The sequence below is a fragment of the Amycolatopsis sp. NPDC049691 genome, assembly GCF_040675005.1.
Taxonomy (GTDB): Bacteria; Actinomycetota; Actinomycetes; order Mycobacteriales; family Pseudonocardiaceae; genus Amycolatopsis.
In genome coordinates this window covers 288540-314507 of the sequence record NZ_JBFANX010000010.1, presented here as the reverse complement: position 1 = coordinate 314507, position 25968 = coordinate 288540, and the positions used below count along the sequence as shown (strand labels likewise).

Annotated in this window: 21 protein-coding genes; 11 read left to right on the top strand and 10 right to left on the bottom strand. The window is 70.0% G+C overall.

Annotated elements, in window-relative coordinates; translation table 11 throughout:
* Positions 1 to 9: 9 nt before the first annotated feature.
* The gene (locus AB0J40_RS24445) at positions 10 to 564 is read left to right on the top strand and encodes a helix-turn-helix domain-containing protein (RefSeq protein WP_364456789.1); all 555 of its coding nucleotides are present in this window, start codon (positions 10 to 12) and stop codon (positions 562 to 564) included.
* A 55-nt stretch (positions 565 to 619) separates the two neighbouring features.
* Here AB0J40_RS24445 and AB0J40_RS24440 read toward each other — a convergent pair whose 3' ends face one another.
* Genes AB0J40_RS24440 through AB0J40_RS24420 form a run of 5 tightly spaced genes read right to left on the bottom strand, consistent with a single transcriptional unit; the run spans position 620 to position 4509 of the window.
* On the bottom strand, positions 620 to 898 hold the full coding sequence (locus AB0J40_RS24440) for an HPr family phosphocarrier protein (protein ID WP_364456787.1): 279 nt from the start codon (positions 896 to 898) through the stop codon (positions 620 to 622).
* A gap of 11 nt (positions 899 to 909) precedes the next feature.
* On the bottom strand, positions 910 to 2355 hold the full coding sequence (locus tag AB0J40_RS24435; protein WP_364456785.1) for a fructose-specific PTS transporter subunit EIIC: 1446 nt from the start codon (positions 2353 to 2355) through the stop codon (positions 910 to 912).
* Positions 2356 to 2357: 2 nt separating this feature from the next.
* Entirely contained in the window at positions 2358 to 2810 is a 453-nt protein-coding gene (locus AB0J40_RS24430; protein ID WP_364456783.1) for a fructose PTS transporter subunit IIA, read from the bottom strand.
* Positions 2807 to 3751, bottom strand: a complete 945-nt coding sequence (pfkB, locus tag AB0J40_RS24425; RefSeq protein WP_364456781.1) for a 1-phosphofructokinase — start codon at positions 3749 to 3751, stop codon at positions 2807 to 2809. Before pfkB ends, AB0J40_RS24430 begins: the two co-directional genes overlap by 4 nt.
* On the bottom strand, positions 3748 to 4509 hold the full coding sequence (locus AB0J40_RS24420; protein ID WP_364456779.1) for a DeoR/GlpR family DNA-binding transcription regulator: 762 nt from the start codon (positions 4507 to 4509) through the stop codon (positions 3748 to 3750). The genes pfkB and AB0J40_RS24420 overlap by 4 nt, the downstream gene beginning before the upstream one ends.
* Before the next feature lie 103 nt (positions 4510 to 4612).
* Here AB0J40_RS24420 and AB0J40_RS24415 point away from each other — a divergent pair, with 103 nt between their 5' ends.
* The 3 genes from AB0J40_RS24415 (at position 4613) to AB0J40_RS24405 (ending at position 7729) form a co-directional block, all read left to right on the top strand.
* Positions 4613 to 6175, top strand: coding sequence for a putative PEP-binding protein (locus AB0J40_RS24415; protein WP_364456778.1), 1563 nt, complete (start codon positions 4613 to 4615; stop codon positions 6173 to 6175).
* 5 nt (positions 6176 to 6180) lie between these two features.
* On the top strand, positions 6181 to 6591 hold the full coding sequence (locus AB0J40_RS24410) for a cupin domain-containing protein (protein WP_364456776.1): 411 nt from the start codon (positions 6181 to 6183) through the stop codon (positions 6589 to 6591).
* Positions 6592 to 6685: 94 nt separating this feature from the next.
* Positions 6686 to 7729, top strand: coding sequence for an alcohol dehydrogenase catalytic domain-containing protein (locus tag AB0J40_RS24405; RefSeq protein ID WP_364456774.1), 1044 nt, complete (start codon positions 6686 to 6688; stop codon positions 7727 to 7729).
* Here AB0J40_RS24405 and AB0J40_RS24400 read toward each other — a convergent pair.
* Positions 7726 to 8700, bottom strand: a complete 975-nt coding sequence (locus tag AB0J40_RS24400; RefSeq protein ID WP_364456772.1) for an SEFIR domain-containing protein — start codon at positions 8698 to 8700, stop codon at positions 7726 to 7728. The two genes, AB0J40_RS24405 and AB0J40_RS24400, sit on opposite strands and share 4 nt — an antisense overlap.
* A 260-nt stretch (positions 8701 to 8960) precedes the next feature.
* On the opposite strand from AB0J40_RS24400, the gene AB0J40_RS24395 reads away from it, so the two are divergent.
* From AB0J40_RS24395 to AB0J40_RS24370, 6 genes are all read left to right on the top strand, one after another.
* A complete protein-coding gene (locus tag AB0J40_RS24395; protein ID WP_364456771.1) occupies positions 8961 to 9545 on the top strand; it encodes a TIR domain-containing protein in 585 nt (194 codons plus the stop codon).
* 3 nt (positions 9546 to 9548) lie between these two features.
* Positions 9549 to 11183, top strand: coding sequence for a CATRA system-associated protein (locus AB0J40_RS24390; RefSeq protein WP_364456769.1), 1635 nt, complete (start codon positions 9549 to 9551; stop codon positions 11181 to 11183).
* Positions 11180 to 11842 carry a hypothetical protein gene (locus AB0J40_RS24385; protein ID WP_364456768.1) on the top strand — a complete coding sequence of 221 codons (663 nt, stop codon included), beginning with the start codon at positions 11180 to 11182 and terminating at the stop codon, positions 11840 to 11842. Before AB0J40_RS24390 ends, AB0J40_RS24385 begins: the two co-directional genes overlap by 4 nt.
* Entirely contained in the window at positions 11842 to 14919 is a 3078-nt protein-coding gene (locus tag AB0J40_RS24380; RefSeq protein WP_364456766.1) for a DUF87 domain-containing protein, read from the top strand. The genes AB0J40_RS24385 and AB0J40_RS24380 overlap by 1 nt, the downstream gene beginning before the upstream one ends.
* A 287-nt stretch (positions 14920 to 15206) precedes the next feature.
* The gene (locus tag AB0J40_RS24375; protein WP_364456765.1) at positions 15207 to 15404 is read left to right on the top strand and encodes a hypothetical protein; all 198 of its coding nucleotides are present in this window, start codon (positions 15207 to 15209) and stop codon (positions 15402 to 15404) included.
* A gap of 68 nt (positions 15405 to 15472) precedes the next feature.
* Positions 15473 to 17239: an HEXXH motif domain-containing protein gene (locus tag AB0J40_RS24370; protein WP_364456763.1), complete on the top strand. Its 1767-nt coding sequence runs from the start codon at positions 15473 to 15475 to the stop codon at positions 17237 to 17239.
* Between the two features lie 27 nt (positions 17240 to 17266).
* On the opposite strand, the gene fxsT is transcribed toward AB0J40_RS24370, so the two are convergent.
* The 3 genes from fxsT to AB0J40_RS24355 all read right to left on the bottom strand — a co-directional run bounded on the left by fxsT (position 17267) and on the right by AB0J40_RS24355 (position 24188).
* Entirely contained in the window at positions 17267 to 21559 is a 4293-nt protein-coding gene (gene fxsT, locus AB0J40_RS24365; protein WP_364456858.1) for an FxSxx-COOH system tetratricopeptide repeat protein, read from the bottom strand.
* A 98-nt stretch (positions 21560 to 21657) separates the two neighbouring features.
* On the bottom strand, positions 21658 to 22695 hold the full coding sequence (locus tag AB0J40_RS24360; protein ID WP_364456762.1) for a MoxR family ATPase: 1038 nt from the start codon (positions 22693 to 22695) through the stop codon (positions 21658 to 21660).
* Positions 22692 to 24188 (bottom strand): hypothetical protein, encoded by a 1497-nt coding sequence (locus tag AB0J40_RS24355; RefSeq protein WP_364456760.1) that lies wholly within the window; start codon positions 24186 to 24188, stop codon positions 22692 to 22694. The genes AB0J40_RS24360 and AB0J40_RS24355 overlap by 4 nt, the downstream gene beginning before the upstream one ends.
* Positions 24189 to 24512: 324 nt before the next feature.
* Here AB0J40_RS24355 and AB0J40_RS24350 point away from each other — a divergent pair, with 324 nt between their 5' ends.
* Positions 24513 to 25076, top strand: coding sequence for a dihydrofolate reductase family protein (locus tag AB0J40_RS24350; RefSeq protein ID WP_364456758.1), 564 nt, complete (start codon positions 24513 to 24515; stop codon positions 25074 to 25076).
* 45 nt (positions 25077 to 25121) lie between these two features.
* On the opposite strand, the gene AB0J40_RS24345 is transcribed toward AB0J40_RS24350, so the two are convergent.
* Complete coding sequence (locus AB0J40_RS24345) at positions 25122 to 25745, bottom strand: Asp23/Gls24 family envelope stress response protein (RefSeq protein ID WP_364456756.1); 624 nt, start codon at positions 25743 to 25745, stop codon at positions 25122 to 25124.
* Positions 25746 to 25968 lie beyond the last annotated feature (223 nt).

The following is a 25968-nucleotide window of genomic DNA, read 5'->3' as shown; positions in this document are numbered from 1 at the left end:
GGGGCGACCATGACCGCTTCCCGACGTGTGCTGCGCGCCGATGCCCGGCGAAACCGCGACGCCATCCTCGACGCCGCCGGCGAACTGTTCGCCCAGCGTGGCGACGCCGTCCAGATGGAGGAGATCGCCGACCGCGCCGGCCTGGGCGTCGGCACCCTGTACCGGCACTTCGCCGACAAGCACGCACTGCGCGCGGCGATCATCGGCCGCCGGTTCGAGCAGATGACCTTCCTCGCCCAAGCCGCCGAAGAAGCCGAGGACCCGTGGGTGGCGTTCGAGTCGCTGCTCCACGGCTACCTGGAAGCGGCGGAACCCGACGCCGCGTTCCGGTTCGCCCTCCTCGGGCCGGAAGAGCCGAGCTGGGCCGACATCGAAGAGCAGAAGGTCGCGTTCTCGGCGATCGTCGAGCGCATCGTGCGACGTGCCGTCGAAGCGGGCCGGCTGCGTGCCGACTTCGGCCCCGGCGACTTCGTCCTCGTCACCCGCGCGGCCATGGCGAACATGACCGGCGACGGCCGCTGGCGCCGCCTGATCGACCTGCAGCTGGACGGAATCCGCGCCTGAGCACGCAACGAGGGCGCGGCACCGGCGTGCCGCGCCCTCGTGCCGATCCCGCCGGTTAGGCGTCCAGGTCCCGCGCGATCAACTCGGCCAGCGCGTCGACCGACGCCTGGGCGTGGTCGCCCTCGGCGGTCAGCTCGACCTCGTCGCCGAAACCCGCGCCCAGGGTCATCAACCCCAGGACGCTCGCGGCGTCGACCGGGTCGCCCGCCACCCCCGCGGTGATCTTCGCGATCCGGACCTTCGCCTGCTGACCGGCGGCCGCCTTCGCGACCAGGCCCGCGGGCCGGGCGTGCAGCCCGACACTGCTGGCGACGAGCGTGCGGCGTTGGTACACAGTGGACTCCTTCATGCGTTGACCGGCTGGGTGGGGACGGCGGCGGAACGTTCGGCCGCCCGGAAGCGCACCTGCTTGAGCGCGATCACCGAGCCCGCGGCGACCAGGGTCCCGGCGACCAGCGCCACCAGGAACAGCAGCGGGCTGCCGATCAGGGGGAGCACGAAGATCCCGCCGTGCGGGGCGCGCAGCGTCGCGCCGAACGCCATCGACAGCGCACCCGTGACCGCCGAGCCGAGCATGATCGACGGGATCACCCGGAACGGGTCCGCCGCCGCGAACGGGATCGCGCCCTCGGTGATGAACGACGCGCCGAGCAGCCAGGCCGCGCGGCCGTTCTCGCGCTCGGCCTCGGTGAACAGCTTCTTCCGCACGGTGGACGCGAGCGCCAGTGCCAGCGGCGGCACCATCCCGGCCGCCATCACCGCGGCCATGATCTGCAGCGAGCCCGTGGCGCCGGTGGTCAGGCCGCCGACGGCGAAGGTGTAGGCCGCCTTGTTGACCGGCCCGCCCATGTCGAACGCCATCATCAGGCCGAGCAGCGCGCCCAGCAGCAGCGCGCTGGCCCCGCTGAGGCTGTTGAGCCAGTTCGTCAGCCCGCTCGTCGCGGCCGCCATCGGCTTGCCGACCACGACGTACATCAGCACACCGACCACAATGGACCCGAGCAGCGGGTAGACGACCACCGGCATGATCCCGCGCATCGCCTTCGGCACCCGGACTTTCTTCAGCCACAGCACCACGCCACCGGCCAGCAGACCGGCGACGAGGCCGCCGAGGAAGCCGGCGCCGACGGTGACGGCGATCGCGCCGCCCACGAAACCGGGCGCGATGGCCGGGCGGTCGGCCATCGCGAAGGCGATGAACCCGGCCAGCACCGGCACCAGGAACTTGAAGGCGGCGCTGCCGATCTGGAACATCAGCGCGGCCCAGCCCGCCACCGAACCGGCGTCGAAGTGCTCGGTGACCGCGGGCGCGTCGGAAATCTTGTAGCCGCCCAACGCGAAACCGAGCGCGATGAGGAGCCCGCCGGCGGCGACGAACGGGATCAGGTAGCTGACGCCGGTCATCAGCCACTGGCGGACCTTGGTCCCGGCCTTGTCGTTCGCGCCGACCTTCGAGGTGAGTTCCGGGGCAGCGGGAGCGACCGGCTCGCGGGCCGCGGCCTTGGCGCGTTCGAACAAGCCGGCCGCGTCGTTGATCGCGGCCTTGACCGGCGCCTCGACGATCGGCTTGCCGGCGAACCGGTCCCGGCCCTGCACAGCGAGGTCCGCGGCGAAGATCACGGCGTCCGCGCTCGCGATGTCCTCTGTGGACAGTGGTTCGGAGCCGGCCGAACCCTGCGTCTCGACGACGATCGTGTCGCCGTTGGCCTTCGCGGTCTGCTCGAGCGATTCGGCGGCCATGTAGGTGTGCGCGATGCCGGTGGGGCACGCGGTGATGGCGACGAACTTCATGGTCAGGACACCTCCTGGCGGATGTACGAGGCGACGGCGCCGGCGTCGGTGGCGTCCAGGAGGTGCTGCTTGAACTCCGCCCGGACGAGCCGGCGGGCGAGGGCGGCGAGGACCTTGAGGTGGTCGCTGCCGCCGCCTTCCGGCGCGGCGATGAGGAAGATGAGCTTCGCCGGGCCGTCCGGCGCGCCGAAGTCGACGCCGGCGGCGCTGCGGCCGAACGCCAGCGTCGGCGCGGTCACGGCGGCCGAGCGGCAGTGCGGGATGCCGATGCCGCCTTCGAGCCCGGTGGCCATCTGCTCCTCGCGCGCGGCGACGTCCTTGAGGAACAGGTCGAGGTCGGTCACCCGCCCGGCGTCGACGAGCCGCTGCGCGAGCGCCCGCGTGGCGCCCTGCTTGTCGGCGGCGTCGAGGCCGAGGTCGACCAGGTCGGCGGTGATCAGGTCTGGGGTGGTCATGCGGCGGCTCCGCTGAGGGTGAGGGTGGGGTCGGCGTCGAGTACGCGCACCTGGTCGGGGTGCACGTCGTGGGGGGTGGGCATGCGGCTGCCCTCCTGCGTGACCGCGGCGGTGCCGTAGGCGACCGCGGTGCGCAGGGCTCGGGGGCCGGACCCACCACTGTGGAGGAACCCGGCGAGTGCGGCGTCTCCGGCGCCGACGGTGCTGCGCACGGCGACCAGGGGGCCGAGCGCGTGGTGGGTTTCGGTCTCCCCGACGAGGACGGCGCCGCGCGCGCCCAGGCTGACCAGCACGGTGCCGACGCCCCCGGAGATCAGCTCGCGGCAGAAGGCGACGACGTCGCCGAGCAGCGGCAGCGGGCGGCCGGCGAGCTCGATCAGCTCGTCGAGGTTCGGCTTGAGCAGGTCCGGCCCGCCTTCGCAGGCGGCCGCGAGCGGCGCGCCGGAGGAGTCGACGGCGACCTTCGCCCCGGCGTCGTGGGCCAGTTTCGTGAGCCGCGCGTAGAAGTCGTCGGGCACCCCGGCGGGGAGGCTGCCGCAGCACACCAGCCATTCCGCGCGCGCGGCCAGCTCGACGGCGCGGCGTTCGAGCGTGGCCAGCTCGGCGGGGGAGATCTCCGGACCGGGCTCGTTGATCTTCGTCGTGGTCCCGTCGGCTTCGACGAGCGTGATGTTGCTGCGGGTCGTCCCGGCGATCGGCACGGCGACGACCGGGACGCCTTCGGGGGCGAGCAGGTCGGCCAGGCGGTCGCCGACCAGGCCGCCGGCGGGCAGGAGCGCGACGGTCGGGGTGCCGGCGGCGGCCAGCGCCCGGGCGACGTTGACGCCCTTGCCGCCCGGGTCGAGCCGGACGGCCTCGGCCCGGTTGACCTCGCCGCGGCGCAGGGCGGCCAGCCGCGCGGTCCGGTCGAGGCTCGGGTTCGGGGTGACGGTGACGATCACGCCAGCACCACCTCCGGGCCCGCTTCCTCCAGTTCGGCCACCGCACCGGCGTCGAGGCCGCTGTCGGTGACCAGGACGTCGATCTCGGCCAGCCGCGCGAACCGGCTGAGCTGGTCGGTGCCGTACTTGCTGTGGTCGGCCAGCAGCACCCGCTTGCGGGCGGCGGCGACGACCGCGGCCTTCACCGCGGACTCGGCCATGTCCGGCGTGGTGCAGCCGTGCTCGGCGGAAAAGCCGTTGGCGCCCAGGAAAGCGACCTCGACGAGCAGGCCGTCGAGCGCGTGCAGCGTCCAGGCCTCGACGGCGGCGAGCGTCGTCCCGCGGACGCGGCCGCCGAGGATGTGCAGCGTGATCCCGGGGCGGGTGGCGAGGATCGAGGCGACCGGGATCGAGTTGGTGATCACGGTCAGCTCGCGGTCGGCGGGCAGCAGCGTCGCGAGCCTGCTGGTGGTCGTGCCGGCGTCGAGCAGGATCGAGCCGCGGTCGGGGACCAGGTCGAGCGCGGCCCGGGCGATCGCGTCCTTCTCGGCGGCGTTGGTCCGGTCCCGTTGCGCCACTTCGGGTTCGAAGTCGAGCCGCTCTACGGCGACCGCGCCGCCGTAGACCCGGCGGACGACGCCCTGGCGTTCGAGGACGCCGAGGTCGCGGCGGATGGTCTCGGGGGCGACACCGAGTTCGCCGGCGACGTCGTTGACGTCGACCCGGCCGTCGCGACGTGCGCGTTGCGCCAGGAGCTGGTGCCGTTCGGCGGCGTACATGCCCGTTCCTCTCCGATGTTTGCCCGTTGCAGTTTGATTGTGCCCGTTGTTACCGTACTGTCAATCCCCAGTTACGAGATCCTTTGCCCCCGGAGGTCCCGCCATGCAGTTGTCCGGAGTCGGAGTCAGCCCCGGCCGGGTCGCCGGTCCGCGCGTAGTCGTGGCCGCTGACCTGCGGGAACCCCCGTCCTCGCCGGTGCCGGACGATCTTTCGGCGGAAGCGGGCAAGATCGGGCCCGCGGCGGAAGCGGTCGCGGCCGCGTTGTCCGATCGTGCCCGTTCCGTGTCCGGAGCTGCCCGATCCGTCCTGGAGACGACGGCGGCGATGGCGTCGGATCCCGCCTTGGTCGCGTCCGCCTCGGACCTCGTCCGCACGCGGTCGTTGCCGGCGCCGCGCGCGGTGTGGGAAGCGGCGGGGGAGTTCATGACGGCGCTGCGGTCGGCCGGTGGGTACCTGGCCGAGCGCGTCGCGGACGTCGCCGACGTCCGCGACCGGATCGTCGCCTCGCTGCTGGGCCTGGCCCCGCCGGGCGTTCCGGAGCTGACGTCGCCGAGCGTGCTGGTGGCCCGCGACCTCGCGCCGGCCGACACCGCCGGGCTGGACGCGGACCTCGTGCTCGCGCTGGTGACGGAGGAGGGCGGGCCGACGAGCCACACGGCAATCTTGGCGCGGGCGCTGGGAATCCCGGCGGTCGTCGCGTGCGCGGGTGTCCTGGAGCTGGCGGCGCCCGGGCTGGCGGTCGACGGATCCGCGGGCACGGTTTCACCGTCCGGCGGCGAGGTTTCGGCACCGGCCCGAGCGGCGCGGCCGTCGTGGGACGGCGTCGGGCGGCTCGCGGACGGCCACCGCGTGAAGCTGCTGGCGAACGTGGGGTCACCCGCCGACGCCCGCGCGGCCGCCGCGGCCGGTGCCGAAGGAATCGGCTTGTTCCGCACGGAATTCTGCTACCTGTCGGCTCAAGCCGAGCCGAGCGAGGCCGAGCAGCGTTCCGCTTACGCCGAAGTGCTGGCACCGTTCGCCGGGAAGCCGGTGGTGGTCCGAACTTTGGACGCGGGCTCCGACAAGCCACTGGCGTTCCTGCCGATGGGCGCGGAACCGAACCCGGCACTGGGCGTCCGCGGCCTGCGCGTCGCGTTCGACCGGCCGGACCTGCTGGACCGCCAGCTGGCCGCGATCGTGTCCGCGGCCGGCGACGCGGGAGTCGAGCTGTCGGTGATGGCCCCGATGGTGGCGACGGCTTCCGAGGCGGCGTGGTTCGCGTCCCGGGCCCGCGCGGCGGGCGTTCCCCGGGTGGGCGTGATGATCGAGATCCCGGCGGCGGCGCTGTGCGCGGCGTCGATCCTCGCGGAAGTCGATTTCGTTTCACTGGGCACGAACGACCTCGCCCAGTACGTCTTCGCGGCGGACCGTCAGCTCGGCGCGGTGGCATCGCTGAACGACCCGCACCAGCCGGCGTTGCTGCGCCTGGTGGAGATGGTGGCCGCGGCGGGAGCGTCGGCGGGGAAGCCGGTGGGGGTGTGCGGCGAGGCGGCGGCGGATCCGGCGTTGGCCCCCGTGCTGGTGGGGCTCGGTGTCACGTCGTTGTCGATGAACGCCGTGGCGCTGGCGGGAGTGGGGGCGGCCCTGCGCGCGGTCGACCTCGCCGCGTGCCGCGCGTTAGCTTGACCGTCATGGAAAGTGACGACAGCCGGAACGTGTTCGACGTTCCCGCGGAAATGGCGGCGTTGCCCGCGACCGCCACCACGATGCTGGTGGACAAGTACTTCGTCGACAAACCCTCGGCCAGCGCCCGGATCTTCCGGATCTACCGCGAGGTTCCGCTGCACTACCACGAGGAGTGCGACGAGCACCTCTCCCTGCTCAGCGGCGGTGGCACGTTCCACCTCGACGGCGCGGAGTTCGAGGCGCGGCCGGGGATGTTCCTCTGCTTCGACCGGCGGAAGGTCCACGGCTTCCCGAAGATCACGTCGGAACCCCTGGTGGTGCTGGCGATCGACGTCCCGCGGCGGCGGCCGGACGACATCGTGTTCGTCGACCCTTCCGAAGGGGACGCGAAAACGTTCATGGCCCGCAACGCCTGAGTCTCAAATTGCGACAGCCGCGCGGCTCTCCCGGTTCTAGCGTCGGACCCGGCCGTGCCCCGCCACGGGAGCCGGGCGGCCGACGGAGGCGACGATGAAGGCGCTGGTCTACCACGGTCCGGGTGCGAAGGCTTGGGAAGACGTCCCGGACGCCACCGTCCAGGAGCCGACCGACGTGGTCGTGCGCGTCGACACCACCACGATCTGCGGCACCGACCTGCACATCCTGCAGGGCGACGTCGCCGCGGTCACCGACGGGCGGATCCTCGGCCACGAAGCGGTCGGCACGGTGACCGCGGTCGGCGACGCGGTCCGGGCGTTCGCCGTGGGCGACCGGGTGCTGGTCCCGGCCATCACCCAGTGCGGGCGCTGCGAGTACTGCGGGCGCGGGATGCCGTCCCATTGCCGGACCGTCGGCGGGATCGGCTGGATCTTCGGCCACCTCATCGACGGCACGCAGGCCGAACTCGTGCGAGTGCCCTACGCCGACACATCCCTGTACGCGGTTCCCGACGGGGTCACGAACGAGCAGGCGATCTTCCTGGCCGACTCGCTGCCGACGGGGTACGAGGTCGGCGTCCTGGCCGGCCGCGTCCGCCCGGGCGACACGGTGGCGGTGGTCGGCGCCGGCGCGGTCGGGCTGGCGGCGATCCTGACGACGGGCCTGTGGGGCGCGTCGAAGGTGATCGCGGTGGACTCCAACAAGTTCCGGCTGGAGAAGGCCCTGGAATTCGGCGCGACGGACGCGTTCGAAGCGGGACCCGGTGTTTTGGCGGACGTACAGGCCTTGACGGACGGCCTCGGCGTGGACGTGGCGATCGAAGCGGTGGGCTACCCGGAGACACTGCTGACGGCGGCCTCGCTGGTCCGCCCGGGCGGCCGCATCGCGAACATCGGCGTGCACGGCGTCCCGGTCGAGCTGCCCATGCAGGACATGTGGATCCAGAACCTGACGCTGACGATGGGCCTGGTCGACACGGTGTCGATCCCGACGCTGCTGAAGATGGTGGCGTCCGGCCGCATTCCCGCCGAGCGGATGGGCACGCACCGGTTCACGTTCGCGCAGATGGAAGAGGCGTACGAGGTGTTCGGCAACGCGGCCGCGAACTCGGCGTTGAAGGTGGTCATCACGCCTTAGGTGACGGTCGGGTCCCCGAAGGCGAGCTCGGGCGGGCGTCCTCGACGGCGGGTGACGACGACGGCCGCGGACCCGAACGGGGACGCCGCGACGCCCGGCCGCGACATCTCGAGCCGGAGCTTCAAGGCGCCGGTGACATCGAGGTCGATCGCGGCCGGCTTCCCGACGGCCACGTCGTGCTCGGAACGCGGTCTGCCGTCGAGGAGCACGCGGACGCGGCCGACCTGGAAGCGGTCGGCGGCGTCGTCGAGCACGCCGGCCACGGTCGAAAACCGCTGGTAGTGCCCGCCGAGGTCGAGTTCGACGAACCCGGTCCCGGCGGTCGCCGACGCGGCAGGCCGCAGGAGGATGCTGTGCTCGTACCGCACGTCGCCGATCGACGCCGAGCCACGGCGAACCCCTTGGCCGGCGCAGGTCCAGGGGAGGTCACTCGCGAGGATGGGCTGGGGCTCAGCCGATCCGCCGAGCCACCGGCCGCGGGGAGGTACCGGGTGCGTCCCCCGTCCGGTGATCGCGGCGCGCAGCTCGGCGACGCCTTCGTCGCTGATCTCCCCGATCTCGTACCGCGTCATCGAGTAGGGGTTGAGGAACGCCGGGATGTCGTCGATCGAGCCGCCGGGCAGCACGACGGGCAGGATCCGCCGGGTGCCGTCCTCGATGTCCTTGGTCATCTTGTTGCGGAGCAGGGCGGATTCGAACTGGGCGCCGCGTCCTTCGTCCGGCGGGGCGTCACCGTCGGCGCGCGCCCGGTAGAGGGGAGAGGCGACGGCGACGACGAAGTCCGCCGCCGTGATGTTCCGGGTGGCCCAGAGCGACCAGTCGATGCGGTGGTTGTCGTCCCACTGGTCGAGCACGACCTCGAGGCCGATCCGGCTGCGCAGGAAGGTCGCGAACCGCCGGACCTGGTCCTTGTGGTCCTGGGTGTCGTGCGAGTAGCTGAAGAACACCCTGGGCGGATCGGGCACGGACATCGGGTTCCCCTCGGGATCGGTCGGTGATTCACCGATCCGGGAGATCGGTTTTCCGGAAACACTTCGCACCTTGCGCGCGCAGCTTCCGTCTGTCGTCTATCGGTGCCGGAAAGATTTGTCAAGATGCATTTTCCGGCGGCACTTGGGGTCTGGCCAGTTATTGTCCTGGATCTGTCAGGTTTCCCGCCTTCTTCGCCGGTGCACGGCAGCCCTACGATTACGTCCGCCTGGTGGGGAGCGGTGAAGGAGCGTCAGCACGCGTGTACGAGTACGACGTCTTCATCAGCTACCAACGTGCCGCGACGGACATATCGGCGTGGATTCGCCACCATTTTCACCCCCGTCTACTGGAAGTGCTCGGCAACAACCGGTACGAAGACGTGCGGATATTCTTCGACGACCAGGTGCGCGTCGGAGCGCAGTGGCCGGCGGAACTGAGCTCGGCGCTGCAGCGTTCCCGCGTGCTGGTTCCGGTCTGCTCGCCGAAGTACTTCCGGGACGAGTGGTGCCTGGCCGAGTGGGCCACGATGGAGGAGCGGGAGGCGTTGACCGCCGGTCCGCGGCGCGACCACGGGAGCCCCCTGATCTACCCGGTGATCTTCTGCGACTCCCGGAACTTCCCCGACTGGGCCCACGCGCGGCGTCCCCGTGACCTGCAGCAGTGGAACCACCCGTTCGAACACTTCCAGGCCGCCCCGGCCTACCTCGAGTTCAACCAGCAGATCAAGCAAGTCGCCACGGAACTGGAGGACCTCATCGTACGAGCGCCGGAGTGGCGGGACGACTGGCCGGTGCGCACCCCGGCCCCGGAACCCCCGAAGCGGGCACGGATGCCGAGGTTCTGACGGATGCCGGGAACGATCTTCACCTTCTACTCCTACAAAGGCGGGGTCGGCCGGAGCTTCACGCTGGCCAACATCGCCGTGCTGCTCGCCCGGTGGGGCCACCGCGTGCTCTGCCTGGACTGGGACCTCGAAGCCCCCGGCCTCGGCGACTACTTCCGGCCGCGGCTGCCCGCCCGGCCGCGCGGCGGGGTGGTCGACCTCATCGACGACTTCCGGCGCGGCCGGTTCGAGCCGGAGGCGTACGTCCAGCGCCTGGAGGGCGTGGGGGTGCTCGACTTCCTCGCCGCCGGGACGGAAGAGCCCGGCTACGTCGGGCAGGTGCAGGCGATCGAATGGGACGACCTGTACGACGAGGGGTTCGGCGAGTACCTCGAGAAGTGCCGCGACCAGTGGGTCACGCGGTACGACTACGTCCTCATCGACAGCCGCACCGGGATCTCCGACATCGGCGGGATCTGCACGGCGCACCTGCCGGACCACCTCGTCCTGCTGTTCACCGCGAACCGCCAGAGCATCACCGGCGCGATGGACGCGGCGCGGCGTGCCGACGCGGCCCGCAACCTCCTGCCGTTCGACCGCGCGCGGCTGACCGTGCTCCCCGTGCTGTCGCGCTTCGACAACCGGGAGGAGTACGACCGGTCGGAAACCTGGCGCCGCATCGTCGTCGACGAGACCGCCGAGCTGTACCGGACGTGGCTCGACCAGACGGTGGAGCCCGCGACGATGGCCCGCCACCTCACCCTGCCGTACGTGTCCTACTGGAGTTTCGGCGAGCAGCTGCCCGTGCTGTCGGAACAGTCGCCGAGTGCCGACCAGATCGGCTTCGCGCTCGAGACGGTCGCGGCGGTGATCGCGTGCCGGCTCGACCGCACGGATCTGCTGGCGGAAAACCGGGACGCCTACGTGGCCGCCGTGCGCACGAGCCGGCGGGAGTTCCGGCACGAACTGCGCGTCAGCATCCCGCGCCCGTTGGTCGGCACGGCCGACGACTTGGTCTCCGCTCTGAAGAACCAGGGCGTCCGGGTGGTGAAGTCCCTGTCCGGCGACCGGTCCCTGCTCGCGCGCACCGAGGACGACGCGCGGCACCTGTGCCTGCTCGTCGACGGCAAGGTGAGCCGCTGGCAGTCCGCGGAGGTCGAGCTGTTCCTGCACCGGACGCTCGGCCAGGACCGCCGCGTGATCCCGGTCCTCACCGCGGGCACCGACGCGGCCGGGCTGCCGGGCTACGTCGGCAACCTCCGCTACCTGCGGCTGAGCGACGCGCGCGGCCCGGCGGAGGTGGCCCGCGACCTGGTCGGCCAGCTGAAGGGCGGCACCCCGCTGCTCGAGACCGACGACGACCTGGACCTCGCCACGCTGCTGGCCCAGGCCCGCGTGGCCCGCCTGCGCCCGTCCCGGTGGGACCTGGTCGACGAACTGGTGACGGCCCTGCAACCGGCGGTCGGCGCAGGAGACGCGGACCGCGCCCGGGACCTGGCGGCAGATCTGGCGGTGGCGGTGAGGCCCCGCCCGTCGAACGGCGAGACGCACCTCGCGGCGCCGGCGAAGGTCCGCCTGGCGATCGACTGGCTCCTCAGCATCCTCGAAGCCCGCGCCCAGACCACGACGAAACCGAACCACCGGAAGGATCTCGGATGACCGACCGCTTGGCGCACAAGCAGATCGCGGCGATGTTCACGCTGATGGTGCTGGGCCGGGAGGTGCCCAACCAGGAACTGGAGGAAGTCGTCGGGTTCACCCTGACCGGCCCGGAACGCACGGGCCTGAAGGAGCTCGGGTACATCGAGAGCGAACGAACCGGGCCGCGACGGAGCTACGTGCACCAGCTGAGCGACGACGGCTGGGCGTGGTGCGAGAAGGAGCTCTCGGCGGGCGGCCCGCCCCCGCAACGGGGACAGAGCCCGCTGGCCTTGGCGTTGTACGTCCTGCTCGGCGGCTTGGACGAGTACCTCCGGCGGGAGGACAAGCGGCTGTTCGAGGTGTTCGGGCCGCCGGTCGAAACTCCGGCCGAAGTCGCGGCCGAACCCGAGCCGGAGGAGGACCTGGAAACCCGCATCCGCGTCGCGTACCGCGAACTGGTGCGGGAACCGCGCGGCTGGGTGGCGCTGGTGGACCTGCGCCCGAAGCTCGGCGCGCCCGCGAACGAGGTCGATGCCGTGCTGAAGGAACTGAGCCGCACGGGCAAGGCGCACCTCGTCCCGGAGGACAACCGGAAGGTCCTCACCCCGGCCGACCGCGAGGCGGCCATCCGCATCGGTGGTGAGGACAACCATTTGCTCTCGATCGAGGCGTTGTGATGGACGAGCTGAAAGCGCTGGCAACCCTCAGCTTCGACTGGGCGGACACGCCGGATCACGTCTGGCGGGATTCGCCGTACCACGTCGACGGATTGCACGCCGACGCGCTGGCCTCGCTCGACACCGGCATCCGGGAGGCAGCGGCCAGCGACGGCCCCAGCCCGATCGGGCTGGTCCTGCGCGGGCTGAAGGGAGTCGGCAAGACCCACCTCCTGGGTCTCGTCCGGCGCCAGGTGCATCGCGCGCGGGGGTACTTCTTCCTCGACGACGTCACCGCGGCCGAGGCGTTCTGGGAGAACACGGCGGAGGCGCTCCGCCGCGGGCTGACCCGCCCGGACGACTCGGGTGACTCGCAGCTGAAGAGCTTCCTGTTGCGCGTCTGCCTGCGGGCCCACGTCGACGCCGAAGTCGAGGCGAGGATCCGGCGCGGGCGGGGGTTGACCACGAACGATGTCGAGGCCTTCGTCGACGGGGTGGCGACACTGAACGAGATGGTCGGCGACGAATGCGGGGACACCGCCCGCGCGCTCGTGCTCATCGCCAGCCGCGACCGCGGGATCAAGTACATCGGCGAGGACTACTTGGACGGGGACGCGGAGCTCACTTCCGAAGCCCGGACGTGGAACATCTATTCGCGGCCGAAACCCGCACGTGTTCTCGTCCAGGAGATCACCCGGCTGCTCGCGTTGACCGGGCCGGTCGTGATCGCCGTGGACCAGCTCGACACCCTGATCGCCCGGTCGATGAAGCGCACCGAGGCGACCGGTGACAGCGCCGGAGAGGACTTGCTCGTCGCGCGCATCGCCGACGGGCTCATGGGCCTGCGGGAGGTCACCCACAAGACGCTCACCGTGCTGGCCTGTCTGCCCAGCACCTGGGAGCAGATCAAGACGAAGGCGGCCGGCACCGTGCCCGATCGCTTCCGCGAGTCGGTGACGCTCGGCCGGATCACCGACGCCCGGATCGGCCGCGCGCTGGTGGAGAAACGGCTCGGGGTGGTCTACGAGTCCCTGGACTTCACCCCGCCGTACGCCACGTGGCCCGTGGCCGCCGCGGCGTTCGAGGGGCCGTGGGACCAGTGGACGCCGCGGGAACTGCTGAAGCGCATCGGTGCGCACATCGACGTGTGCCTGCGCACCGGGCAGGTGCGGGAGCTGACCTCCTTCGACGAGAAGGTGGAGGTGCCCGTCGCTCCCGTGCGCACAGCGGTGGACAACGACCGGTTCGCCGAACTCGACGCCGAGTTCGAAGCGCTGCGGGCGGAAGCGGACCCGACCACGCTGCTCGGCGAGCGGGCCGTGGACAAGGTGATGCCCGATCTGCTTTCGGCGGCTCTGCGGTGCTGGGTGACCGAAGTCGGCGACGACGACATGGAGTGGTCCTGCGAGCGCCAGAACGGGCGAAGCGAAGTCCACGCCTGGCTCACCCGGACGCTCGAAGAGAAAGCCGACCTCCAAGAGCACTGGGTGTTCCGGGTCATCGCGGCCCGCGATCCCCGCGCCGCGCTGAGCCGGTTCCGGAAGGCCCGGTCCGCGGCGGGACAGTTGCAGGGCGCGGACAACCGGCACCTCGTCATCCTGCGGGACGCTTGGGGCCGCGGCGCAAAGACGCGAGAAGAAGTCGAGAAGTTCACGACCGCGGGTGGCAAGACGATCCCGCCCAGCCCGGCCGACGTGAGAACCTTCTGGGCCCTGCAGAAGATGCTCGGCAACGGTGGGCGTGAACTGCACGAGTGGCTGATCGACCGGCGCCCCGCCAGCCGGTCCGAGCTGCTTTCCGCCGTCCTGCCGGAGAAGCCGTCGGGGCAGCTTTCCGAGGGGACCCACCCGCCGCCTCCCTCCGACGGGGAAATCACCCTCGGGACCGTCGTCGGCTCGGGTGAACCCGTTCGGATCGAACTCTCCGCCCTCCGCAAGCACGCCGCCGTCTTTGCCGGGTCCGGTTCCGGGAAGACCGTGCTGCTGCGGCGGATCGTCGAGGAGTGCGCTCTGCTCGGCGTCTCCGCGATCGTCCTCGATCCGAACAACGACCTCGCCCGGCTCGGGGACGCCTGGCCCACGCCGCCCGACGGCTGGGGGCCCGACGACGCCCAGCTGGCGAAGCGGTACCTCGCCGAAACCGACGTCGTCGTCTGGACGCCCGGCCGGGCCACCGGGCGGCCGCTCGCCTTCCAGCCACTGCCGGACTTCGCCGGTGTTCTCGACGATTCCGACGAGTTCGCCGCCGCGGTCGAGGTGGCCGTCGCGACCCTGGCGCCCCAAGCGAGGCTGACCGGGAGCACCGCCAAGACGAACATCGGCCTCGCCGTGCTGCGGCAGGCCGTCGTGCGGCACGCGCGGACCGGGTCGCGCAGCCTGCCCGAGCTGATCGACCTGCTGACCGAGCTGCCCGAGGACGTCAGCAACCTCAACGACGCCCCGCGCATCGCGGCCGGGCTCGCCGAGGTGCTCAAGGCGGCGATGGTCAACGACCCCCTCTTCGCCGGCGGCGGGGAGCCGGTCGACCCGGGCGCGCTGCTGACGCCGGCCGAGGGCAAACGGGCCCGGGTGTCGGTGATCAGCTTCGCCGGCCTGCAGGCGGAGGAACAGCGGCAGAACTTCGTCAACCAGCTGCAGATGGAGCTGTTCGCCTGGATCAAGCGCAACCCGGCGGGCGACCGCCCCCTGGGCGCGCTGTTCGTGATGGACGAAGCCCAGACGATGGCCGCGTCCGGCAGCCTGACGGCGAGCACGCGCAGCACGATCGTCCTCGCCTCGCAGGCGCGCAAGTACGGTCTGGGCCTGCTGTTCGCCACGCAGGCGCCGAAGGGGCTGCACAACCAGGTGGTCGGCAACGCGATGACGCAGTTCTTCGGTCGCCTGAACAGCCCCGCGCAGATCGCGGCGGCCAACGAACTGGCGCGGGCCAAGGGAAGCCCCGTCGCGGACATCTCCCGCCTGGAGCGCGCGCAGTTCTACGTGGCGGGGGAGGCGTTCGGGTTCCGCCAGGTGGCGACCCCGCTGTGCCTGTCCCACCACCCGGCCAGCCCCCTGCGGCTGGAGGAGGTGATCGCCCGGGCCCGCGGTGAGCGGGAGTAGCGGCTTGTCCCCTCCCGACTGGTGTTCCGCCGGGCCGCCCGATCGAGCGTGCGCCACCCACCCGGGCTATTCCAGGCCGGCTGGACTCCGCCTGTCCGGTGCCGATCGAGTTACCGGACGCGGCTGCACTGGGCACGGCGCGCTCGGACGAGTGACTGTGGGCGTTCGGCGGGACACAGCTGCGGCGTTCAAGAGCGCCCTCTCCGACCTTCCGCTCCTTGGTCTGCCTCCACTTTCCAGGGAGGGAGTTCGCGCGCTGCCGGGCTCTCGGGCATAATGCTGAAGACTTGATCGCGATGGAGAGGCTGGTCCAGGTGAGGTTGCCCGATGCGGAGGTCCAGGGAGATTTGATCGATCTCACCCAAGTGCCTCTCGGAGAACTTCGTGGGCTTCGCACACCTGAATTCAAATCCGCGATAATCGGCGTGCTCGAACGCTCGAAACTGGTCGAAATGGACGCCATCCAAGGGCAGGCGCAGGTATAGGGCGTGACGTTTTACTGCGGGAAGATCGGCTCCGTTCGGGTTTGGCCGGCGGCCGGGAGGCGTTTCAGGTGAACCTGAAGATGCCTCGGCATCGGCTGACTTCGTCACTCTTTGCGGAATTGTGTTCCGGTCCTGCGACCGGGCCGCTGATGAAAGATCTGCGGGTCACGCAGCTCAGTCATCGGAAGCTGTTGCTCGCATCACTCGCCGAGGCTGCGGTGAACGACGCGAGTGCGGAGGGTTTGGCGTCGAGTTTCGAGAAGGCCTGGGACGTCCTCGCCGCCGCCGAGCGGAGTGACGCGTCCGTAGTGGAGGAATTGCTCCTGCATCCCTCCGTCGGGGTGTGGCTTGCGCGAGCGCTGCGCGCGGCGGCCGCGGGTCGCCTGTGCCGCGCCGACGTCGGCTATCTGTCCTCGATGGCGGTGGCAGCCGCGGTCCGGTGCCGGATCTCTTGTGCGCTGGAGATCCCCGTCGTCCATGGCGCGGTCACGCTGCCCACCGTCGGCCAGGTCGTGCTCGTCGAGGATTCCACTGTCGATGCGGTGGAAGTGGCTGTCTCCGCCGCGGGCGAGGTGGCCCTCCGTGGGGGCGCCGGGCATCCGCAAGCCGGCCGTCCGTGGTCGAACGACGCCTTTCGCCTGGAGCCCGTGAAGGTACTCGAATGCCGATGGGACGGAGTTCGGCTCCGAACCGAGCTTGACGATCGAGGCCCGTACCGGGAATTCACCGACCCGATTCCTCCGCGCCCGCTCGGACTCCGCGAACAGGGGGAGTGGGAGAAGCAGATCGGGGACGCTTGGAGCCTGCTTGTCGAGGAATACCGGGGTTTCGCCGAAGAGCTTTCGGAAGGGGTTTCGGCGATCGTTCCGTTCGGCGCCGGAACTTCGGTTGCCGGAGCTTCGTCTTCCGTCGCTTACGGCGCCATCGCCGTATCGCGCAAGAAGAGTGCATTCGAACTCGCGGAGGCGCTCATCCACGAGATGCAGCACTCCAAGCTCAACGCACTTTTCGATTTCGCCGAATTGTGCGTTCCTGGAACCGAGAACCTCGGTTATGCGCCATGGCGGGACGATCCCCGGCCGACCGGCGGGTTGCTGCACGGCGTATTCGCGTTCACCACGGCAGTCGAATTCTGGCGACGCCGCCGTGACACGGATGGGCCCGCACGCCGCGCGGCCGACTTCCACTACGGGTACCGGCGGTGGCAGGTCAGGCAGACGCTCGAGTCATTGGCCGGGGCCGCTGATCTCACCGATCTGGGGCGCCGGTTCGTCGAACTGGTGTCCGAACGGCTCGACCTCGTCGAACACGACGACGTTTCCGGCACTGTGCTCGACGCGATCGGGAAAATGACTCGCGAGCACCGCGCCTTCTGGCGGGCTCAGCACCTCCGGCCCGACCCCAGCTGGGTGACCGGGTTGGCCGAGGCGTGGGCAGCCGGTGACGTCGCCGCGACACGCCCGCAGCCGCTTCCCGAAGTCGTTCCGTGTCAACGATCAATACCGCCTTCGCCTCGTGTCGGCATGCTGAAGGCGTTACTGCTCGACGGTGCGGATCCGGCCGAGCACGGCGGCGCCTCGAGTGCCGACTTGGCATATGTCAGGGGAGACCTCGATGCAGCTCATGGCTCATACGAGGAACAGGTGCGGTCGAATCCCGCCGACGATCGCGCGTGGCTGGCGTTCGGTCTCGCCGGCGTCGGCGGTGAAGGCGGCAACGCAGTGGTCCGTTCTCCGGAGACCGTCCTGGCCGTTCGCGATCGCCTGCTGACCGGTGGGGTGCCGATCGATCAGCCGCTGAAGCTGGTGACCTGGCTGGACTCTGCCCTCCGTTGAGATCCGGAGGTGAGTGACAGTTCGGGATCAGAGCTGCATCGTGTCGGTGTCGCAGTTGGCTCGCTCCGACTTGACTGCTTCGGCGACGGCCGGATGCCCCTCGCCCAGCGCCATCCGCAGCCGCACCAAGGTGTTGCCGTGCAGAATGGCGGCTTCGTCGTGGCGCCCCACCGCACGCAGGTCGATCGAGAGGTTCAGCGCGATCGCGAGAGTGGCGGGGTGTTCCGACCCGAGAACGCGTGCCGATCTCTCCAGGTTGGCGGCATCGAGGTCGTGCGCTTCCGATACCCGGCCCAGCGCCGCCAGGTCGCTGGCCAGGTTGGTCACGCACACCATCGTGGACGGATGGTCGTCCCCGAAGACGCCCCGCAGCGACGTGGCAGTCTGCTCGTCGAGCGCGTAGGCGCGTTCGAGGCTGCCGATCAAGCGCAGTGTGATGCCCAGGTTGATCGCCGCGACCAGCGTGAACGGATGCTCCGCGCCGTGGGTCTCGACGAACAGCCGATGGCTCGACTCGCCCAGGTCGAGCGCCGCGTCCAGGTCGCCGAGGTGCCGTAGGTCGGCAGCCAAGCACGTTTCGGACGTGATCGTGTCGAGGTGGCGGGCACCGTGCCGGCGCCGGTAGCGCTCCACGCATTCTTTCGAAAGCTCATACGCTCCTCGGTGGTCACCCGCCTTGCGCCGGGCTACCGCGAGATTGCGCATCGCGCCGATGGTCCGCGGGTGATCTGCGCCGATGACCTCGCGCTGCCGGTTCAGCGTCTCCTCCTGGAGCTCGCAGGCCTCGACCCACTGACCGCATTCCCGCAGGTCCATCGCGAAGGCGTTCAAGGTCAGGAACGTATCGACGTGTTCTTCACCGAGGACGATCTTCTTGCGCCGCCAGACGTCCTCGTCGAGGTCACGCGCCTCGAAGAACTTGCCGACGAGACGCAATGTGCCGGCGAGGTTGTTGCCCGCGGCCAGCGTCGCCGGGTCGTCTTCGCCGAGAACGCGCTTGGACCGTTGGAGGATGTCCTCGCCCATCTCGAGTTCGCGGTCGAACCGGCCCAGCGACCGCATGTCCTGGCGCACCGTGTTCGCGACGCTGAGGAAGAGCTCGTTCTCCTCTCCCATCGTCTCTCTCACCAGCTCATAAGTGCGGCGGTTGAGCCTCCGGGCCTCTTCCATCCGGCCGAGCCGCCACAGCGAGACCCCTTGCAGCCGAGCCATCGACAGGGTGTCGGGATCGGTCTCGCCGAACATGTCCTGCCACTTCTCCAGTGCCTCCCGCGACGTCTCCCGGGCACCCTCGTAGTCGCCGTAGCTGACGAGGTAGCGGACCAGGTTGACCATCATCCGGCGCACCCACGCGTCGGACCGGCACTCCATCATCCGCGACACCATGGCGTGCGGGAGCAGCTCGGAATAGGTCTTCCAGTTCGCCGAGTTCTCCGGGTCGTTGGGGTCGCCGTGCACCAGCAGCACGTGCACCGCGTGCCGCATTTCGTCGCGTTCGGCCTCGGTCAGCTGGTTCTTCAGCACCGTCTGCACCAACCGGTGCAGCTGGAGGGTGTTGCTCCGGTGGTCCAGCCTCGCCAGGCTGTACCGGCTGATCTCCCGGATGGCCAGGTTGAGCTTGATCGGCTGGCTGAGCGCCTCGCCGAGGGCGTCCGGTACCGGTGCGTTCCGCACCGCGGTGAACAGGTTGCGCGAAATCGGCTCGGGTCCGAAAAAGGCGCATACCTGGAGCAACTGCAGGGCCGCCGGGTGCGAGGCCCGGAGCCTCGCCAGCGGGACGTTCCAGGCCGCCGCCACCGAACGCTGGTAGTCGTGAGAATCGAATTCCGTGGTCAGCTCGGCGAGGTTCTGGTCCAGCAGCTGCAGGTACTCGGCCACCGGCATCCCGGTCTGCGCCCGCCAAGCCGCTGCCTGCTCGACGGCCAAGGGCAGATCGCCGAGTGCTTCCGCCAGCACGTCGGCGTCTTCGTCGGTGATTTCCCCACCGGCTTTGCGGAGCAGCTCTTTGCTCTCTTCACGAGTGAAGAGGTCGACCTCGACCGTGCGTGCTACGCCGGACCACTGCGAGTTCCGCGAGGTGACGACGATGTGCCCGCTGTCGCCGGAAATCGCCGGGAAGAAGGGGCTCACCACGTCCGGGCGATCGGCGTTGTCGAACACCAGCAGCCAGCGGGAGTACGGTTCCCCCTTCCTGAGCGCTTCCAGCACCCCCGGGACCGCCGCGTCCGCAGTACCCGGCACCTGCAACCCGAGGCGTTTGGCCAGCTCGACGAGGCTGCTCGAGATCTGCGAAGGCTGTTCGGCCGGGATCCACCAGATCACGTCGTATTCGTTGGCGTGCCGGTAGATGTATTCGACGACGGTCTGCGACTTGCCGACGCCACCCATGCCGTGGAGGGCCTCGGGCAGGACCGCGGTCGCGCCGCCGGCCTGCACGAGCCGGTCCCGAAGTTGTTCGAGCAGCTCGATTCGACCGACGAAATCGGGGTTGCGGAGCGGGATCGTGCCCCAGATCTGGGGCCGGACTCGCGATACCTGCTGGTTCTCGCCCGACGCTGTGAGAGCGGGATTGTTCACGGCTTCCTCTCCTCTGGACGAGAACGTGCTGCCGGCCGCCCGCTCGCGCTTTCGCTGGTTGCTCGCGAACGTCGGGCCCGAGCCGGTGCGGCGACCTGTAGGTGTCCCGGGGCCTTCGCCACGTCCCACGGAGTATGGACGTGCACCGAGGTGTCCACCTGGCCAGACAGTCTGCTGCAGGTCGACCTCGAGTTGCTTGGCCCGAGGCAGGTAGCGCCCGGACAACGCGCGGAGCACCGCCTCCTGAACTCGCAGGTACGGAACGTTTTCCCGGGAAGGGAAGAGACGGTCGGCGGTATCGGGATCGTCGACGGAGGCACGGTAGTTCCGCAGAGCCGGGATTTTCCCGCCGGCCATGTCGTCGAGAATTCGCGGGACCAGCACCGTCGTGTCGCGGCGCCCACCGGCGAGGAGCTCCGCTCGGATCCCGTCACGGAAGTCGAAGGTCACCTCGGCCGGATCGATCGAACGCTCGGTGCCGGGCAGCCGGCGGAGCAAATTGCCCAGCAGCACCTCCGCGAGTACGGAAAGGCCGGCACCCGGCAGGAGCACCCGGTGGACGAGCCGCATCATCGGCAGGTTCAACGGCGCGGCGGCCAGGAGACCGGCCAGCTGGAAGGCGGAGGGTGAAGCGTAGGTGCGGAACTGCAGCACCTGCTCCCGTGGCGTGAGCTCGGGTGGGGGAGGGGCTTGGTCCGTGTCCGGCAGTGGCTGCCGGCGATCCCGGCGGCGAGCGAGTACCGCGGTCGTTTCGATGGATCCGCCGGTGGAAACGAGCTGCGCCCAGCCGGCCAGCCATTCCTTCGAGAGCCCGAGCACCGGTACGGGAACAGCGTCTCCGACAACGTGGCCGGCACCTTCCTCACCGAGCCCACCGTGCCGCACTCGAAGCATGCGGTTGGGTGCCGCCGGAGTCGAGGCCGACAGGCGCATCCGGCTGGGGGAGAGCCCTCCCCAGGTCCACAACCGCTGCGGGAGCACGTGCAGCACGGCCACCGGCATCGTCGCCGTCCACCCGGCGAGCATCTCCTGCGCGGCGCCGTTGCGCCAGCTCGTGCCGATGGCATCGGTCATGACGAGGACGAGCCGCCGCCCGGTCGGATCCGTGAGGTCTTCGGGACGGTAAGTGGCTCGGGCCGAGCCTTCCACGCGGAGGCGCACCGGACCGTTCGAGGGACGCGAACCGTCGAACAGGAACGTCCGCACGTTGCGGAACGCGCCTTGGCGGCGGGCGAGATCCCGGAACTCGTTGACCGTCGGCTGCCAGATCTCCATGGACGGGGCGACGTCGACGACGAGCGTGAGTTCCAGCCGGTGCCAGGGTACGGGCTGCCACACAGGCAGCCACATGCCGTCCTCCGCCGCTCGGATCGCGGTGGCTTCCTCGTTGAGGGACCGGTCCCACGGTGATGGGGAAGTACGCATCAGCGGTCTCAGTGCTCGGGCGATCTCCCGAGCTTGGGGCAGGGCCGGCGCCGCGGGCCAGCGCGTGGTTGCCGCAGAGCCGCCGCTTTCGGCGTGGACACCGATCGCGCGCAGGAACCGATCCGGTTCGAGGGCCGAGGTTTCGCGGGTCGTGGTCTGGTCCCGGCGGCGATCGCGTTCGCCGGCGGCGGGCGATGTCCCGGAGGTGTCCGCGGACGACGGGTCGTCCGCGGGAAGCGTGTGCGCAGACCCGTCGGTCCGGCCGGTTCGCCCCGGTGACCGGTGCAGCCTGGTGGCGAGCCAGACAATGTCCCGCACCTCGCGCCAGGTGAGGTCACCCGTGCGCAACGAACGGAGGCCGGACTGCTCGAAGAGTCCGTCCCGGTCGTCCGGCGGTGGCACCGCCCCCGCGCTCGTCACTCCGGTTCCAGTGACGCCAGCGGGTGCCAGATGGCGGTCATCAGCTTCCCCCACTCGCCGTCGATCTCGTACGCACCCGACGTGGCGAGCCGGGCCGCCAGGTGGACCGCGTTGAGGAGCTGGTCCGTGGCGAGGCCCCCCACTTGTTCACTGCGGTCGAGGAATTCGCGGATGAGCCGCTCCACGTCCAGTCCCGATGTGTCGCCGAACTGGGCTGCCACCATCATGCCCAGCTGCTCGGCGGTCGGCGGCCGCATCTCCAGTCGCAGGCAGCGGCGCATGAAAGCCGGGGGGAACTCACGTTCGCCGTTGCTCGTGATGATCACCACGGGGAACGCGCGGGAGCGGATCCGGCCGTCGGTCACTTCCGCGGTCCCCCCGCGGTCGTGGGTGTAGACCGTGACCGTCGGCTGGTGCTTGGCGAGCCTCACCAGCTCCGGAATTTCGAATTCGCCGTCCTCGAAGACGTTGAGCAGGTCGTTGGGCAGGTCGATGTCGCTCTTGTCGAGCTCGTCGATGAGCAACACCCGCGGCCGTTCGAAGGGCAGCAGCGCGGTGCCGAGTGGGCCCAAGCGGACATAGCCGCCGATGTCGACCTCCTCGCCGGATGACGTCCGCGCCGCCTGCACCCGCCCGATCGCGTCGTAGAGGTAGAGACCGTCATGCAGTTCGGTCCGGCTCGAGATCGGCCACTTCAGCACCGGGCCCAGCCCGAGCTCGGCGGCGACGAGGTAGGCCAGGCTGGATTTCCCGGTACCCGGGCGACCCGTGACGAGGAGCGGGCGCCCGAGGTACAGCGCGGCGTTGACCATGGTCACCTCGTGCGGGTCGGGCACCCGGGGCAGCCTCCGCCTCCCGCCGATCCGGCGCGCCCCCTCGCCGCCGTCGTCCGAGGGCCTTTCGACCGTGCCTTGCCCGGCGAACGTCCGCCAAGGCGGCGGGCTGGGCAGCGACGCGACCGGCTCCGGTGCGGTCAGCCCGGTTCCGCGGTACACCCGCCAGTCGTCCACCTCCGGCGTTCCGGTCTCGCTCATGCGCTCGCCACCACTTCGGGCGCGGCGGCCGATCCCGGGACGACCAGGCGTTCGGGGTCGTCCCAAACCATGACGAGCCGGTTGCCGACGTGGTCGGTCGACGGGCCCCGGCCGAACGCTTCCAGCCTGACCAATCGCAGGCGTTCGAGCAGGTGGTTCGCGTCGTGGGCGTGCAGTATTTCGTTCACGGTCTGGAAGAACTCCTCTGAACGACAGTCGTCACGGTGCCAGATCATGATGGGGAACCCCGCTCGCAGACCGACTGCGATCTCGTCGTCGTCGTCACCGGCGAGCGGCCGGGGCGGGTCGCCGAGGACGAAGGCGATCAGCCTCGGCATGGATTCGAACCGCGAAGTCAGTTCGCGGATGCTCGGGACGTCTCCCCGGCAGTTCCAGAACCCCGAGTCGACGGCGATCGGACCGCCGTCGCCGGCCTGCTGCACCAGCTCGCTCCAGCGGGCGTACCAGGCGCGGTGCCATTTGCGCAGCTTCATCCGCTCGAGGCTGCGCACGGCCACGGGAAAGTGGCAGCCGAGCGGCACCGGCGTGCGCGCGTCGGCCTCCCAAGGCCATTGGTCGACGTCCAGGTGCAGGAGTTCCCGCGAGAGCACGAAGTCGATGTGGATTTCCGCGCCTTGGTGCGCCCAGTCCGACTCCACTTTCTCCGCCAGCACCGCGACCCGGTGCCGGATCTCGTCGTAACCGCCGACGAAGTCCTCACCCGGAACCGGGTACCAGCCCTCCGAAACATCGAGCTGACGCCAGTGCGAGAGCCGGAACCGATCGCCGGCCGGGCCTTCGGGCTGGAGGAGGAATACGAGGTACGCTTCGTTTCGCTGCTTCGCGTGCAAGGTGGGCCGGTCAAGCACCATTTGCGCGCGGAACGCGCGCAGTTCCGCCGTGAGGTCCATGCGGTCCGTCTGTTCCTCGACCCACAAGCGCATTTTCGCGGCGAGGTCGGACGGGGTTCTCGTGGCCAGGTGCTCGATGAACATCAGGCTCCTCGGCAACCCGTCCGGTCCGCAGTTGAGCGTTTCCAAGATCCGGAAGGCGTGCGTCGGCGAGATACCGGGCGAGACGGCCGGGCTTCCCACGCCGGCGACCTGGTGGTAAATGTCAGCCGTCCCCGAGATGCGGACCCCGGAAAGCAGGCTGAACAACTGGTTTCGTTCCCCTTCAGACCAGGTTTCGAGGGTGGTCATGTCCAGGATGATCTGACGGACGGAAGTGAGTGCGGTGGTGCCGGGTTCGATCTGGTTCAGGATGCCGAGGAGCTTCAGGAGCCCGTCGGGCCGGCGCCGGCAAGCGTCGACGATGGCGAGCAAATGCATGGTCGTTTGCGCGTACTCGGTCACCGACAACGGGTGGTCGAACTCGGCGGAGAGGAGCTCGAGCACCAACCGCCTGCTGTTGAGGTCCGAGAGGCAGGACATCTGGTGCAAAGCCCGGACGAGTGACCACAGCACGCCCCCACTGGGTGCGCCACCCGTCATCGCAAGCCCTCCGCCACACTTTGGGGACAGTGTGTCATGTTAGCGAGGATCGGAGACGGAAGCGACCGAGCGCACGGCCTAGGCTGAACGGGTTAATTCGTCCGTCGCATACCGCAGTGGTATTGAAGATCAAATCTCTCTGTCCTGGAATTGGCAATTTTGTGGACGGCGGTTTCGGACCGCGACGGACACGTGAAAGGTGTCAACGCGGTTCTCGGCGAGGCTTCACGCCGCCAGGGGAGAGGTCGTCTTGTCCGGCCGGTCGATCCAAGGGCTCCTCGTTCGACGCACTGGTGCAGACGACGACCGAGGAGGAAATCCGCGATGACCGGACCGATCAGGCTCTACATGACGATGTCGCTCGATGGCTTCGTGACCGGGCCGGACGACCGGCCGGGCCAGGAACTCGGGCTCGGCGGTTTCCGGCTGTTCGACTGGCTCGACGACCGGCACGGTGACGGGCCGAGCGCGCAGGTCTACGCCGAGGCCATGGCCACCGGGGCGATCGTCTCCGGGCGGCGGACCTTCGAGCTGGCCGGCCGGTGGGGCGGGGACCACCACGACGGTGTCCCCATCCACGTCCTCACCCACCACGTCGACCCCTCCGACACGCCGCCGGGGAGCGCGCGGTTCTTCACCGATGTCGTGGCGTGCGTGGAAGAGGCGCGCGCGGCCGCCGGGGGTCGCGCCGTCATGGTGCACGGGGCCGGGGCCGCTCAGGCGTTGCTGAAAGCCGGGCTGCTCGACGAACTGGAGCTCCACGTGGTACCCGTGCTGCTCGGTGGTGGCCGCCGGTTGTTCGGGGCGGGGGAGCACGTCGAGCTGGAACTCGTCCGGCAGCTGGCGGACCGGGGCGTGCTTCACCTGCGCTACACCGTGCGCCGGTGAGGGCGCCCGGTCCCGGGGGGTATGGACCCGAGACCGGGCCGGTCGTCAGTCGGCGTCCGGGAAGTGGATGTCGGCGACGTGGACGTCCACCGAGGCCACCTCGAGGCCCAGGTACTCCTCCACCGCCTCGATCACCTGGACGCGGATCTGCTCGGCGAGGGTCTTGACCGCACGGCCGAACTCGACCACCAGCGTGACGGCGATCGTCGCGACCTCGCCGTCCACCTCCACCGACGTGCCCGCTTCGTCGAGCTCGTGCACGCCCTCGGCGCCGCGGGCGACGCGGATGACGATCTTGCTGACGACGCCGTCCGCCACCGTCGTGCTGCCGCGGGTGCCCGCGGCCGGCCGCGCGGCTTCTTCGGCGACCGGCGCCTCTGCCACGACCGGCGCCTCGGTTTCTTCCGCTGAAACCGCTTCCCCGGAGTCCTCCTCGGACTCGGCGGTGTCCACTTCCGACACGGTCTCGCCGTCATCTTCGGCTTCGACGGTCTCGGCGGCGTCGTCCTCGGTCCCGACCTCGGCGGTGTCCTCGGCCGGCTCGGCGGCTTCGGTCTCCGTCGTGCCGGTGTCCACCGTGTCGGTGGCGGTGGTGCCGTACTCGTAGCTCTCTGAACTGGGAGTTTCGTTCTGGGCGCGACCGAAGATGCTGTTGATGACGTCGGACATGATTTCCCCTTTTCGGGATCGTCGACTGCGGATGGGGGACGAGCAGACGGCGACATGATAGGGGCAGGCGCGTGATCGAGGTCACCGGGCCCGAAGTTCGAGACTCGCTTGTGTCCCAACGGATACCCGTTGACTGGACCACTGATCACCCAGCGTCAGGCCGGGTTCGCCGGTCCGTGATCGCGGGCCGGAAATGGCGTCCAGGAATTGTCCACTTCCGGCC